The organism is Cystobacter fuscus, assembly GCF_044360685.1.
Lineage (GTDB): Bacteria > Myxococcota > Myxococcia > Myxococcales > Myxococcaceae > Cystobacter > Cystobacter fuscus_C.
Map to the genome: position 1 here is coordinate 11,507,678 of NZ_CP043491.1, position 13,996 is coordinate 11,521,673.

Genomic DNA, 13,996 nt, shown 5'->3' on the forward strand with positions numbered 1-13,996 from the left:
TTGCCACGGACCTCGCGTTGTCTGCGCGAGTCCGCCGGTGAGGAGACCCGTGTTGTCTTTCCATCCCGACATCCTCCGCGCCCCCTTGATGGCGCTGCTCTTGATGGCCTCGCCCGTGCTGGCGCAGGCCCCGATTCCCGAGGGGGCCGTGACGCCCCCTCCCGCGGATGCCCCCGTCACCGCGCCCACCACCGACGTCCTGCCCGCCCAGACCGCCCCCGTGGAAGCGGCCCCCACCGAGCCGCCCCCGGCCGCCGGGGAGCCCGCGGCGCAGGTGGCCGATGAGGCCATGGACGAGTCGATGGGAGAGGCCTCGGCCACGCCCCCGGAAGGCTTCACCGGTGTCTACGGCCAGGTCAGCGACGCGCAGACGAAGGAGACCCTCATCGAGGCCACGGTGAAGGTGGTCTCGGGCGCGCAGAAGAGCGTGCTCACCGACGTGGACGGCAACTACCAGCTCGCGCTGCCGCCCGGGACGTATGACCTGCGCGTCTTCTACGACGTCTACGAGGGCCGCCGCGTCACGGGCGTGCGCGTGGAGGCGGGCAAGGCCACGAAGCTGGACGTGCAGCTGAGCGCCGACGCCGCCGCCGTGCAGGAAGTCGTCGTCGAGGCCAGCTCGGACCGCCGCGCCGAGAGCGCGCTGCTCCAGGAGCGCAAGAAGGCCGTCACGGTGTCGGACGCCATCAGCTCGCAGGAGATCGCCCGCACGCCGGACTCGAGCGCCTCGGACGCGGTCAAGCGCGTGGTGAGCGCCACGGTGGTGGAGGGCCGCTACGTGCTGCTGCGCGGTCTCGGAGGCCGCTACGCGACGACGCTGCTCAACGGCGCGCTGCTGCCCAGCCCCGAGCCGGATGAGCCCTCGGTGCCGTTGGATCTGTTCCCCACGACGCTGCTGGCCAACCTCAACGTGGTGAAGAGCTACACGGCGGACCTGCCCGGCACCTTCGCCGGCGGCACGCTGCTCATCGAGACCAACACCTACCCGAGCAAGTTCGAGTTCAAGCCCCGCCTCACCCTGTCCGGCGACAGCCTCTCCACCTTCCGCCCGCGCAACACCCAGCCGGGCAGCTTCCTGGAGACGCTGGGCTTCATGGGCCCCGGGCGCCAGTTGCCCGCGGGCGTGCCGCGCGACCAGCGGCTGGGCTCGTCGGTGGACACCTGGAAGAGCTTCTCCAACGTCTGGTCCGCGCGCCAGACCACCGCGCTGCCCAACCTGGGCCTGGGCGCGTCCGTGGGCGACACGCTGCGCTTCGGCAACCAGCGCCTGGGCTACCTGGCGGCCGTCAACTACGGCCACCGCGAGGGCGTGCGCCTGGCCCAGTACGCCCGCGCCGTCAACACGCTGGACCAGGTGGAGGAGCGCGATGGCTCCCAGACCCAGCTCGGCACCGAGGGCGCCAACCTCAGCGCGCTCGCGAGCGCCGGCTACCAGTTCAACCGCGACAACGAGCTGACCCTCTTCAGCCTCTACACGCGCGGCACGGACATCTCCAGCTTCACCTCGCGCGGCGTGAACAACGAGCGCTCGGAGACCTACGAGGGCACCCGCCTGCAATTCGTCTCGCGCGTGCTCTCCTTCAACCAGGTGCGTGGCTTCCACCGGCTGGATGGACTGGGCGACGCGGAGATCGACTGGCAGGCCAACTTCAGCCGCGTGGACCGGGACGAGCCGGACACGCGTGACACTCTCTACGCCGACGACCTGGGCAGCCCCAGCGGCAAGTACTCCTTCCCCAACCAGCCCAACAGCGGCGAGCGCTTCAACGTCACCCTGGGCGAGAACTCCACCGGTGGCAGCGCGAGCCTCACCCTGCCCCTGTCCGCGGTGCGCCTCAAGGCGGGCGGCCTCGCCCAGGTGTCCTTCCGCGACTTCTCCAACCGCCGCTTCCGCTACCAGCTCACCGACGAGCCGGTGGATGCCTCCCTGCCGCCCGAGACGCTCTTCGGCCCCGACATCCTGGGCACGGGCATCCGCCTGCGCGAGACCACCCGCCCGGATGATGCCTACGACGCCTACCTCGGCATCTTCGCCGGCTACCTGACGGCGGAGGCCAAGCCGGTGGAGCCCCTGCGCCTGGTGGGCGGCGTGCGCCTGGAGAACTCGCGGCAGCGGCTCACCGCGCACAGCCCCTTCGACCCCTCGCCCACGGTGAGCAGCGAGGCGAACTACCTGGACGTGCTGCCCTCCTTCAACGCCATCTACGCGCTCACCCCCGAGGTGAACCTGCGCGCCGGCTACAGCTACACGCTCGCGCGGCCCACGTTCCGCGAGCTGGCGCCCTTCCTCTTCTACGACTTCGCGCGCCGCCGCAACGTGTCCGGCAACCCCAACCTGGTGGAGACGCGCATCCACAACGTCGATGCCCGCGCGGAGTGGTTCCTCGGGGAGAACGAGGTGCTGGCCGCCAGCGCCTTCTACAAGCAGTTCCGCGACCCCATCGAGCGCGTCATCAACAACCCCCAGGGCGGAGACCTCGGCTTCGAGAACGCCGACGGGGCCTCCAGCTATGGCCTGGAGTTGGAGGCGCGCGCCTCGCTCGGCCGCATCACCCCCGTGCTCGCCAACTTCCGCGCCGCGGCCAACCTCACGCTCATCCAGTCCAACATCATCCTGACGGATCCCATCAAGCTGGGCGCCCAGACGAACAGCCGCCGGCCGATGCAGGGCCAGTCGCCCTACGTCGTCAACCTCAACCTCGGCTACGACCGCCCCGAGAGCGGCACCGAGGTGGCCGTGCTCTACAACGTGTATGGCCCGCGCATCAGCGAGGTGGGCGTGCAGGGCCTGCCCGACGTCTACGAGCAGCCCTTCCACCGCGTGGACCTCACCGTGAGCCAGAAGCTGGGCGCGAGCACGCAGCTCAAGCTCACCGGCTCCAACCTCCTCAACTCCGCCGTGCGCATCCAGCAGGGCGGCATCTCCGTCGTCAACTACCGCCCGGGCATCGCCTTCTCCGCGTCACTCGGCTGGGCGATCTGACCCCCTCTCTTTCCCCAGCAATCAAAGGAAGCCACCCCATGAAGCGTCTCGCGCTTGGCATCACCCTCGGCATGTCCCTGCTCGCCGGTTGCGACGGCGGCGAAGGCGGAGGAAATCCGCAGCCCCCTCCCCCGGCCCCCACGACCACCGTGGAGGTCACCGAGGCCATCACCCAGAACACCACCTGGACGGCGGACAAGGTCTACTCGCTCAAGAAGTACATCTTCGTGGAGGGCGGCACGCTCACCATCGAGGCGGGCACGAAGGTGCTCGGCAACGATGGCAGCGCGCTCGTGGTCACGCGCAACGCCAGGCTCAACGCGGTGGGCACGAAGGACAAGCCCATCGTCTTCACCAGCGCCCGGGAAGAGGGCTCTCGCGAGCCGGGCAACTGGGGTGGCGTGGTGCTGCTGGGCCGGGCGACCATCAACTCCGCGGGCGGACAGAACAACATCGAGGGCTTCGTCACCAACAGTGGGGATGAGCGCACGAAGTACGGCGGCACCGACGACGCCCACGACTGCGGCAAGCTCAAGTACGCGCGCATCGAGTTCGCCGGCTACCAGCTCGCGCCGAACAACGAGCTCAACGGCCTGACCACGGGCGGGTGCGGCTCGCAGACGGAGATCGACTTCGTGCAGGTGCACAAGGGCGCGGACGACGGCGTGGAGATGTTCGGCGGCACGGCGAACCTCAAGCACATCGTCATCACCCAGCCGGACGACGACGGCCTGGACTATGACCTGGGCTACCGGGGCAAGGTGCAGTTCCTGGTGGTGCAGCAGAACAGCAAGGTGGGCAACCGCGGCATCGAGGCGAGCGGCAACAGCTCCGACAACGCGGCCACCCCGCGCTCCATGCCGGAGATCTGGAACGCCTCGTTCATCGGCTCCGGCCGTCCCGTGGCGACGAGCGGTACCAAGCAGGAAGGCCTCGTCTTCAACACCGGCGCGGGCGTCAAGCTGCGCAACAGCCTCGTGGTGAACTTCGCGGACCAGGCGGTGGACGTGGACGGCAAGGCGTCCGTGGCCATGTTCGAGGCCGGCTCGCTGTCCATCGAGAACACCTTCTTCTACAGCAACCGGGGCGATACCGCGAGCATCCCCTACGCCGCCAACCCGGTGAAGGACTCGGCGGGCACCGTCACCAACGAGGACTCGTCGCGCCTCTCCAACAACGCCATCTTCAAGGAGCCCGAGCAGTTCCTCGCCTCGGCCCTGCGCAACCAGGTGGTGGAGCCGAAGCTGACGGCCTCGCAGGACCTGAAGGCGCCGAACTTCGCGCCCCAGGCGGGCTCGCTGGCGCTGGATGCGGCGAACGCCGCGACGCCGCCCGCGGGTGGCTTCTTCGACGCCTCGGCCCGCTTCGTGGGCGCGGTGGGCACGGACAACTGGCTGGCCGGCTGGACCGCGTACCCGGAGAACTGAGCAAGTCCTCGCAGCACCCGGGGCCGCCCCTTGCGCGGCCCCCATCGCCCGGATGCACGAACATCCCACGGAGGGGGCTCCGGGGGATCGGCGTGCCTCCGGGCGGCGTTTTTTCCGCCGGGCCCCCCTCGGTGGCACACCCCCTGCCGGTATCATGCCGGGATGATGAGCGCGTCTTCCCTGAAGACCCCACGCCCGTGCATCCGGGCGCTGCTGGGATTACTGACGATCCTGGCCGCCTGTACACGCCACTCCCCGCTGCCACTCACCGCCCTCCAGACTCCAGAGCAACTCCGAGAGTTGCTCGGTTGCACGCCGCAGCGCGACCATGGGCCAGGAGCGCCCGTGTCCACCAACCTCGATGAGGAGTGCGACATGAAGATGGACGCGCTCCTCTATCTCCAGGCGGCGAAGACCACGGGCCGTTTTCCCGACAGTGACACCCAACGCGGGCTGGGTATCTCCATCGAGCCCCAGGGCTTCTCCCCAGAGGAGCTGGGAAGCTCGGTCGAGTTCCGGGGATTCGAAGTGATCAACCCCTTGCGAGGGCCCCACCTGCTCCGGGCCCGGCTCTCCTCGGGAGTGGAGCTCGCCTTCTGCTGCGGCAAACTCAAGGCTCGCTGCCAGGAGCAGCCGTGCACGTGTTCAAGCGACTGCAATGGGGAGTGAGTGGATGAAGACCCACATCGTCAAGAAGGGCGATTCAATCTGGTCCATCGCCAGGACTCACGGCTTCGCCGACTGGCATCCCATCTACGAAGACCCGGCCAACCAAGCACTGCGCAAGCTGCGTCCCAATCCGGCGCTCATTCAACCAGGGGACCGGATCGCCATCCCTGACCAGAAGTCCAAGCCCCACACCTCGCCATCGGGCCAGAAGCAGCCGCTCAAGGTGGAACCCCAGAAGGCCCCCGCGAAGTCCACCGACGACCCCTTCAAGCAGTACCTGCACCACCTCTCCAAGCTCGAGCAGGCGGCGATCACGGAGGGGCACGGCTCTTTGAAGCGGCGCATCACGGACTTCCGGCTCATCTACTATCCCAATGGAGCGCCCGCTCGGACCATCCTCGGGGTCGTCGTGGGTGGAGGAACCTGGAGCCTCCTCATCCCAGGCGCCGCCGCGGACCGGGAACCCCGGAGCTGGGCTTCGCCAGAGCTGGCCGCCTCGCGCGACTTCCTGCGCAAGCACAAGGTGATGAAGATCAAGGGGAGCGAGGTGGACCTCGGCCATTTGTTCGCGGGGCTCGATGCGGGCAACCACCCCACACCCCTGTCACTCGGAGGAATCGTCCACCTCAAGTCCAACATGGCGGCGGCCACGTACGCGGGCGATCTCGGCAGCGTGGTGGCCGAGTACGTCCTGAGCAGCAAGGCATCCGTCCATGACCTGGCCAGCCGGGTCGACGCGGGCAGGCTCCAACAGAAGTACACGGAATTCATCAGCCCGGAGGACACCGCGGGGAATGCGGACGCGTACGCGATGGTGCTCAACCTCTCCCGGAGCGTCGCCCAGAACCTGACGGACTACTACCAGTCCACGTCCGACGGCGTCGCCCAACGGTATCCGCGCTTCATCCAGCGGGCCCATCTCTCCAATCAATCGCGGCTCGTGGATTTGATCTTCAACTCGGCCCTGGCCTACATGGCCTCCAATGGCCGTCGGGATCAGGTGCTCGCCATCATCAGCAAACCCGGTCCACAGCTCTTCGGCTACTCGCTCTGGGAGCTGTACTACAACGTCAGTCAATGGACGGCGGAGCTGTTCCTCTCGAAGATGAGGAAGGGCGGCTAGCGACACCCGGGTTCCGTGCTGGAGCGAGGCACCCAAGAAAACGGGCCCGGGCTCCCAAGGAGTCCCAGGCCCGACGCTCCAGACACCGTCCGGAAGTCCGCCCTCACGCCGCCACGGGGCGCGGGGTCACCGCCGCCGCGCTCACGCTCGGCTCGGCCGCCACGGCCGCCTCGGGCGCGCTGCCCTCGTTGAACAGCGGCGCGCTCGGGCGCGTCTTCGGCGGACGGCCCCGGCGGCGCGGCGAGTTCTCCTCGTTCTGCGCGCTCGCCTCGGGCGCCACGCCCGTCTCCACCCGCACGCCCCGCTTGGGCAGGCTGATCGCCTCCAGCTTCGCGCTCAGCTCCGCGTCCTCCTCGGAGAACACCCGCGCGTACGCCAGCGCCCGCTGCCCCTTCTGCAACAGCGCGTCCTGGCTGTCCGCCAGCGCCTGGCGCGCCGCCTCCAGCGCCGCCTGCGCCCGCGCCACCGCCTCCGCCTGCTCCCTCACCCGGCTCGCCCCCTCCTCCAACACCTCCGTGTCCACGTCCGGAAACTTCACCTCGGACAGTTCCGTGGAGAACACCTCGAGCAGCGCCCTCATCGCGGGCGAGATAGGATCGTTTTCCGTCGCGTCGAACATGGTCGGGGCTTCCCTTCGCGTGCTGCGTGATGCCCCTTATCTGCACAGATGTGCAGTGTCAGATCAAGAGGGTACGCTGCGAGGCCGATTTGTCGGCCCTCCGGCCCGCTCGCCTGTCCGCCCTCCAGCGGCGCCGCGCCGAAAACACCCCAGAAGACCCCATTGACCCCACCCTGGCGTCGCATGGGCTCCCACGGGACACGCGCTAGGATCCCACTCCGGCCCCCCACACGGGCCCCCTACCGGAGGAAGAAACCGTGGACTGGGTGCGAGTGCTGGAAATATCGCTGCAGTACCTCGCGGTGGCCCTCATCGGCGCCTGCGTGGGCATTGGAGAGCTCGTCTCGCGTTATCAGGACAACCCCTACGAGGCCATTCGCAACCGGCACGCCGTGCTCTACACGGCCATCAATGTGCTCGCCTCGGTCGTCGCCCTGCTGGCCCTCAATACGGTGAACAACCAGGATCCCCTCGGGGATCAGAACGCGGCCCACCGCATCGGCTACACGCTGCTCGCCGGCTTCGGCGCCATGAGCATCCTGCGCTCCTCGGCCTTCACCCTGCGCTCGGGCAACAACGACATCTCCATCGGACCGAGCGCGCTGTTGCAGATCATCCTCTCCGCCACGGACCGGGCCGTGGATCGCGCGCGCGCCACCGTGCGCGCCGAGCGGATGGCCAAGACGATGAAGGACCTGGAGTTCAGTCAGATCTCCACCGCCCTGCCCCAGCTCGCCTTCACGATGATGCAGAACGTGACGACGGAGGAGAAGCTGGACCTGGCCAATGAGATCTCCCGGCTGCGCGATCAGGACATGGACGCGGCGATGAAGAGCATCTGCCTGGGGCTCGCGCTCAGCAACATCGTCGGGCAGAGCGTGGTGGACGCGGCCGTGGCGGCGCTGCGCCAGACCCAGAAGCCGGGCCAGGCCCCCACGCTCACCCTGATCCCGAGCCCCTCCGGGCCCGTGGTCCAGGCCGTGCCCCCCGCCTCGCAGAAGTGAGGGGCCGGGGGCAGGCGGGGGAACAGGCGGGCCCAGGCGCCTCCCCCCCGTCTCCCCCCGCGCCGACGCACCCGGGCCGGGGTCCCCCTGCCGTTTCGCGATTATTTGAGCGAAGCGAGGTATGCTGGACCTCCGGATTCCCCCTCAACGACACGACGCGCAACGTGGCCCCCAACGCAGCCCGGGACTTTGGCAGATACGAACTGGTGTCGAAGCTCGCCTCGGGCGGGATGGCGGTCACCTATCGCGCGACGATGAAGGGCGCGGCGGGGGTGACCAAGCCGGTGGTCATCAAGCAGATCCTCCCCCACTTCGCCGATGACCCCGCCTTCGTGGAGATGTTCATCAGCGAGGCGCGCGTGGCGGCGGCGCTCACCCACGGCAACATCGCCCAGGTCTTCGACTTCGGAGAGATCGACGGCCATTACTTCCTGGCCATGGAGTTCGTGCACGGCCAGCCGCTGTCCAAGGTTCTGCGCCGCGCCCAGCGCGCGGGCCTCCCGTCGCTGCCCATTCCCCTGGCGCTCTACATCGCCTCGCAGATCTGCGACGGGCTGGACTACGCCCACCGCCACCTGGACGAGCACGGCGAGCCGCTGGGGCTGGTGCACCGCGACGTGTCCCCGGACAACGTGCTCATCTCCTACGAGGGCCAGGTCAAGGTCATCGACTTCGGCATCGCCAAGGCGACGAGCCTCGTGGAGGGCAGCACCTCGCCGGGCACCGTCAAGGGCAAGTACCCGTACTTCTCCACCGAGCAGGCCCGGGGCGAGCAGGATCTGGACGCGCGCTCGGACACGTTCGCCGTGGGCGTGGTGCTCTACGAAATGCTGTGCGGCCGCCGCCCCTATGACGGCGACTTCGTCACCGTGCTGCCGCGCCTGCTCGCCGGCGACTACCCCAGGCCCTCCTCGCACAACCCCGCCATCACCCCCGAGGTGGAGCTGGTGCTCGCCACGGCGATGGCGCTCGAGCGCGAGCAGCGCTACCCCACCGCCCAGGCCTTCGCCGAGGCGCTGCGCGAGCAGCTCTACTCCGCCTGGCCCCGGTTCTCGCCCAGCATGGCGTCGCAGCTGCTCGGCCACCTGTTCGCCGAGGATCTCGCGGCCGAGGGCCGCCGGGTGGAGGTGACGCCCGCCTTCCTCGAGCAGCTGGCCGAGTGGCAGCACCAGGCGAGCGGGGCGCCCCGTCCGGCCCCGGCGGGCACCAGCCGTCCCCGCTCCAGGCCCGCTTCCGGCGCCGCGTCCGGGGAGATCAGCGGGCCGATGCTGAGCAACCCCGGCTCGCGCCCCCCGTCGTCACGCGCGGGCTCCCCGGGTGTGGCCCGGCCCTCGCAGCCGAGTGGCGTGCGCGCCGTCAACTCGGCCACGGGGCGCCGGGTGACGAGCGCGGGCGGCGTGCGCGCCCCCGCCGCCGCCCCGCGCGAGGCCCCGGCGCCCGAGACGATGGCGAGCCCGGCGACGGCCGCCCGCGTCCTCGAGAGCCCGGACGAGTCGAACGACAACACCCCCCTCGATATCCAGTTGCCGGCGGTCACCCACGTCACGAGCGTGGAGGGCGCCCAGGGCGAGCCGCGCGAGCAACGGGCGCTGGAGGAGAAGGCGCGCGAGGCGCGGCAACGGCGCATGGTGCGCCAGCTCAGCATCCCCCTGTTCGCCCTCGCGCTGCTCGGCCTCGTCTACCTCCTCGTCTCGCCCAAGAAGGGCAAGGACGAGGACGTCGGCACGCTGTGGCTCACCTCCACGCCGCCGGGCGCCTCGGTGAAGCTCAACGGCCAGGACGTGCCCGGCGTCACGCCGCTCTTCGTGCCGGGGGTGCCCCTGAATGAGGCCAGCACCTTCGTGCTCACGCTGCCGGGCTACCGGACGTGGACCAAGCGCTTCACCCCGACCGCCATCGACAAGCCCACCCTGAACGCGGTGTTCGAGCCGCTCGAGGAGCAGCCCCCGCCGCAGGCGCCGCCCCCCGCGCCCGAGCCCACTGCCGCGCCCGAGAAGCCCGACCTGTCGCGCAACCAGGTGGACTACCCGACGCGGCTGTTCGTCCTGCGCCCGCGCTACAACGCCTTCGTCGTGGACGGGCTCGCCACGGCCTCGCTCGAGCTCAACCCCCGGGTGGCCTACGCGGTCAGCATCGACGGCAGCGCCTCGCTGGCCTCCGGGCGGGGCGGGGCCACGAGCACGCTCGCCTACTTCGCCGAGGGCGACGACCTGACCGCGGACGAGACCTTCGGACTGCTCGGCTCGTCCACGCGCACGCTCAAGGGCGTGCGCCGGCTGCATGTCTTCCTCCTGGACGATGACCTGGCGGACAACAGCGGCTCGGTGCGGGTGAACCTGCGCCAGTCCCAGTTCGTCGCGCCGCGCAGCCTCACCTTCGAGGCCACCCGCAACGCGCTGGTGCTCGCCCCCGAGCAGCAGTTCGTCCTGCGCGGGCTCAACCCGGACGCCGTCTACATGCTCACCGTGCGCGATGACGTCGCGGAGCTGCGCGTGGGCCCCACCGGCCGCACCCGCCGCGTGTTGTGCGTGGAGAGCAACCAGAAGTCCGCCCGGCGGGTGCACCGTCTGCTCGAGTCGGGCAAGCGCTTCCAGCTGACGGGCGCGGACACCCTGCGCTGCGCCTTCCCGGATGTCCGGGTGGAGGACAACGCGGGCGCCTTCGAGGTGGACATCGTCGACGTCACCGCCATGTCCCGCAAGGAGCGCGCCGACGCCCTGCGCGACGCCCCGCGCTGAGCCCCCTGCCCCCGGGACGGGGTAGGGAGCAGGCGGACAGGCGCTGACGCCATCCGACACGAGCGCCCAAGCGCCCACCAGCCGAGCCTACTTTGAGCACCGCTTTTCAACGAAACGGTGCATACTCTGTTGGAAGGGCCTGGATCACCGGGTCCTTCGAAAACCGAAGGATTCCTTCCGTAAGGGCCTGCTCGCGGCGGTGAGGCGATCAGGTTCAACAAGGACGGGAAAGGCACGTGGGCGCGGAGCCATTCATGGCACCGGGCCCACATGTCTTTTGGGGCCTCCCGCTCCCTCGAGAGGGAGGGAAGCGGGGGGGCGAGCGGCTCAGATGTCCAGGTTCTGCACGTTGAGGGCGTTGCGCTCGATGAACTCGCGCCGCGGCTCGACGGCCTCGCCCATGAGGAGCGAGAAGATCTCATCGCTCTCCACCGCGTCCTCGACGCGCACCTGCAGGAGCGTGCGGGTGGCCGGGTTCATGGTGGTTTCCCAGAGCTGCTCGGGGTTCATCTCGCCCAGACCCTTGTAGCGCTGCAGGCCGAGGCCCTTCTGGGCGTCCTTGCGTACGGCCTCGAGGACTTCCTGGACGGACAGGGCGAGCACCTCGCCATCGCCCACCTTCACCTTGTAGGGCGCCTTGCCCAGCGAGGCGAACGCGTCGTGCAGGCTCACCAGCTCCTGGTACTCGGGCGAGGAGAGGAAGGCGTGGTCGAACACGGACTGGCGCAGGCCGCCGTTGATGTCCGTCTTCACCACCAGCTTCTTCGCCTGGGCCTCGGGGTCGTCCACGATGGTGGCGTCCAGACGGCCGAGCGTGTCCGGCATGCGCAGCTGGAGGTGGGCGCGCAGCTGGGTCACCTGCTCGGCGAGCAGGGCCTCGTTGGACAGGGTGGCCACGTTCAGGTCGCAGCCCTGCACCAGGGCGTCCACCACGCGCGCGTCCCGCCGCGCCGCCAGCTTCTCCAGGCGCTCCTCGTAGGTGAGCACCTTCTCCAGGAGCGAGCGCAGCTCCGAGCCGCCCAGCTCCCCGCCCGGCGTCACCACGCGCGAGTGATCCGAGGCGATGCGCAAGAGGTAGTCATTGAGGCCGCGCTGATCCTTGACGTACAGGTCCTTCTTGTTGCGCGTGACTTTGTAGAGCGGCGGCTGGGCGATGTAGAGGTAGCCGCTCTGGATGAGCTCCGGCATCTGCCGGTAGAAGAACGTGAGCAGCAGGGTACGGATGTGACTGCCGTCCACGTCGGCGTCCGTCATCAGGATGATGCGGTGGTAGCGCGCCTTGGTGGGATCGTAATCCTCGCGGCCGATGCCCGTGCCGAGCGCGGTGATGAGCGTGACGATCTCCGCGCTGGTGAGCATCTTCTCGAAGCGCGCCTTCTCCACGTTGAGGATTTTACCGCGCAGGGGAAGGATGGCCTGGTTGCGCCGGTCGCGGCCCTGCTTGGCCGAGCCGCCTGCGGAGTCACCCTCGACGAGGTACAGCTCGCTCTCGCTCGGGTCGCGGCTCTGGCAGTCGGCGAGCTTGCCCGGCAGCGAGCCGCCATCGAGGATGCCCTTGCGCCGCACCGTCTCGCGCGCCTTGCGCGCCGCGATGCGCGCGCGCGTGGCATCGCCAATCTTCATGACGATCTTCTTGGCGACGATGGGGTTCTCCTCGAGGAAGGTGGCGAGCTGGTCATTCACCATCTGCTCGACCAGACCCTTGACCTCGCTGTTGCCCAGCTTCGTCTTCGTCTGCCCCTCGAACTGGGGGTTGGACAGCTTCACGGAGATGACGGCGGACAGACCCTCGCGCGCGTCCTCGCCGGTGGGCGTCTCCTTGAGGTCCTTCCACACGCCGCTCTTCTCCGCGTAGGTGTTGAGCGTGCGCGTGAGCGCGGCCTTCATGCCCGACAGGTGCGTGCCACCCTCGTGCGTGTTGATGTTGTTGGCGAAGGTGTAGATGCGCTCGTCGTAGCCATCGTTCCACTGCAGGGCGATCTCCAGCGCCAGGCCCTCGCGCTCGGTGCTGAAGTGGATGGGCTTGTCGTGCAGCGCCTCCTTCGCCTTGTTGATGTACTCCACGAAGGACACGATGCCGCCGTCGAACTTGAACTCGTGCTCCTTGCCGATGCGCATGTCGCGGATGACGATGCGCAGGCCGGCGTTGAGGAACGCGAGCTCGCGCATGCGCTGGCTGAGCGTCTCGAAGTTGAAGTCCACCACTTCCATGATGGTGGGGTCCGGCTTGAACGAGATGAGCGTGCCGCGCTTGTCCGTCTCGCCCACCACCGTCACCGCGTCCTGCGGCACGCCGCGCGCGTACGAGTGCTCGTACACCTTGCCGCCGCGCTGGATGCGGACCTTGAACCACTCGGACAGGAAGTTCACGCACGTGACGCCCACGCCGTGCAGACCGCCGGACACCTTGTAGGCGCCGTTGCCGAACTTGCTGCCCGCGTGCAGCTCGGTGAGCACCACGTCCAGCGTGTCCTTGCCCTTGAACTTGGGATCCGGGTGCGGACCCACCGGAATGCCGCGGCCGTTGTCCTGCACCGACAGCGAGCCATCCACGTGGATGACCACCTCGATGTCCGTGCAGTGGCCCGCGAGCGCCTCGTCGACGGAGTTGTCCACCACCTCGTAGACGAGCTTGTGCAGCCCGTAGGAGACGGTGTCGCCGATGTACATGCCCGGCCGCTTGCGGACGGCCTCCGCGCCTTCCAGCTTCGTGATGGCACCGGCGTCATAGTCCCCGGACGACGACGGAGCCGCCGGGGTGGCGGGGGTGGGGAGGTTTTCCATGTGCGGAGATCCTTCGGAAATCACAGGTCGGGAAGCCCGGGTGCCTACCATTGGAAGATACCCCGGACAAGAATGTGGAGAACACGCAAGGCGTGGAAAAGATTCACGAAATGTCCCGAAATGACGCTAGGCGTCGAACCGGGGGGCGGGCTTGCGTTCCTCCAGGGCGGACGCGAGCTCGCCATAGGTGCTTTTGGAGGCGAAGAGGTGCCGGGTGACGAGCACCCGTCCCCCCTCGTCGAGGAACAGGCCGAGCACCTCGCCGTGGCGGCCAATGCGCCGCACGGAGTCGATCTGCCCCCAGGACAACTGAAGCCGGCCGGTGGAAAAGGGACGAGCCACTTCCACGCCCCGAGCACTGAGTGTAACGCCCCAGCCTGACCGTGGCCGCAAGCGATGCCAGGCGAAGGCGAAGACGAGCATCAATCCTCCGGTGACGCCCGCCCGGGCCACGGCCAGGGGAGGATTGCCCTGTGAGCGGGCATCCGCCAGGGCCCAGGCGCTGAGGATGGCCAGCACGCACGCGCCCAGGAACAAGGCGCGGCGCGAGAAGCGGGGATCGAAGGCGTAGAAGCGGGGCTCCATGCGAGCAGCCTGCACCCTACCCTCCCCGAGGGCCCGCCGGGTATTTTCCCGCCGCCCGCACTGT

Annotated in this window: 9 protein-coding genes; 6 read left to right on the top strand and 3 right to left on the bottom strand. The window is 68.9% G+C overall.

What is annotated here, in order from left to right:
- Nucleotides 1-49 precede the first annotated feature (49 nt).
- The 4 genes from F0U63_RS47115 to F0U63_RS47130 all read left to right on the top strand — a co-directional run bounded on the left by F0U63_RS47115 (nucleotide 50) and on the right by F0U63_RS47130 (nucleotide 6,202).
- Nucleotides 50-2,983 carry a TonB-dependent receptor domain-containing protein gene (locus tag F0U63_RS47115; RefSeq protein ID WP_395841768.1) on the top strand — a complete coding sequence of 978 codons (2,934 nt, stop codon included), beginning with the start codon at nucleotides 50-52 and terminating at the stop codon, nucleotides 2,981-2,983.
- 38 nt (nucleotides 2,984-3,021) lie between these two features.
- Nucleotides 3,022-4,410, top strand: coding sequence for a hypothetical protein (locus tag F0U63_RS47120; protein ID WP_395841770.1), 1,389 nt, complete (start codon nucleotides 3,022-3,024; stop codon nucleotides 4,408-4,410).
- A 345-nt stretch (nucleotides 4,411-4,755) separates the two neighbouring features.
- Nucleotides 4,756-5,079, top strand: coding sequence for a hypothetical protein (locus F0U63_RS47125; RefSeq protein ID WP_395841772.1), 324 nt, complete (start codon nucleotides 4,756-4,758; stop codon nucleotides 5,077-5,079).
- Nucleotides 5,080-5,083: 4 nt separating this feature from the next.
- Complete coding sequence (locus F0U63_RS47130; protein ID WP_395841774.1) at nucleotides 5,084-6,202, top strand: LysM peptidoglycan-binding domain-containing protein; 1,119 nt, start codon at nucleotides 5,084-5,086, stop codon at nucleotides 6,200-6,202.
- A gap of 103 nt (nucleotides 6,203-6,305) precedes the next feature.
- On the opposite strand, the gene F0U63_RS47135 is transcribed toward F0U63_RS47130, so the two are convergent.
- Nucleotides 6,306-6,821 carry a hypothetical protein gene (locus tag F0U63_RS47135; RefSeq protein ID WP_395841776.1) on the bottom strand — a complete coding sequence of 172 codons (516 nt, stop codon included), beginning with the start codon at nucleotides 6,819-6,821 and terminating at the stop codon, nucleotides 6,306-6,308.
- A 257-nt stretch (nucleotides 6,822-7,078) separates the two neighbouring features.
- On the opposite strand from F0U63_RS47135, the gene F0U63_RS47140 reads away from it, so the two are divergent.
- Together F0U63_RS47140 and F0U63_RS47145 are read left to right on the top strand one after the other, a co-directional pair.
- Nucleotides 7,079-7,825 carry a hypothetical protein gene (locus F0U63_RS47140; protein ID WP_395841778.1) on the top strand — a complete coding sequence of 249 codons (747 nt, stop codon included), beginning with the start codon at nucleotides 7,079-7,081 and terminating at the stop codon, nucleotides 7,823-7,825.
- 164 nt (nucleotides 7,826-7,989) lie between these two features.
- Complete coding sequence (locus tag F0U63_RS47145; RefSeq protein WP_395841780.1) at nucleotides 7,990-10,563, top strand: protein kinase; 2,574 nt, start codon at nucleotides 7,990-7,992, stop codon at nucleotides 10,561-10,563.
- A gap of 327 nt (nucleotides 10,564-10,890) precedes the next feature.
- On the opposite strand, the gene gyrB is transcribed toward F0U63_RS47145, so the two are convergent.
- Nucleotides 10,891-13,347, bottom strand: coding sequence for a DNA topoisomerase (ATP-hydrolyzing) subunit B (gyrB, locus tag F0U63_RS47150; RefSeq protein WP_395841782.1), 2,457 nt, complete (start codon nucleotides 13,345-13,347; stop codon nucleotides 10,891-10,893).
- Nucleotides 13,348-13,473: 126 nt separating this feature from the next.
- Nucleotides 13,474-13,932: a hypothetical protein gene (locus F0U63_RS47155; protein WP_395841784.1), complete on the bottom strand. Its 459-nt coding sequence runs from the start codon at nucleotides 13,930-13,932 to the stop codon at nucleotides 13,474-13,476.
- Nucleotides 13,933-13,996 lie beyond the last annotated feature (64 nt).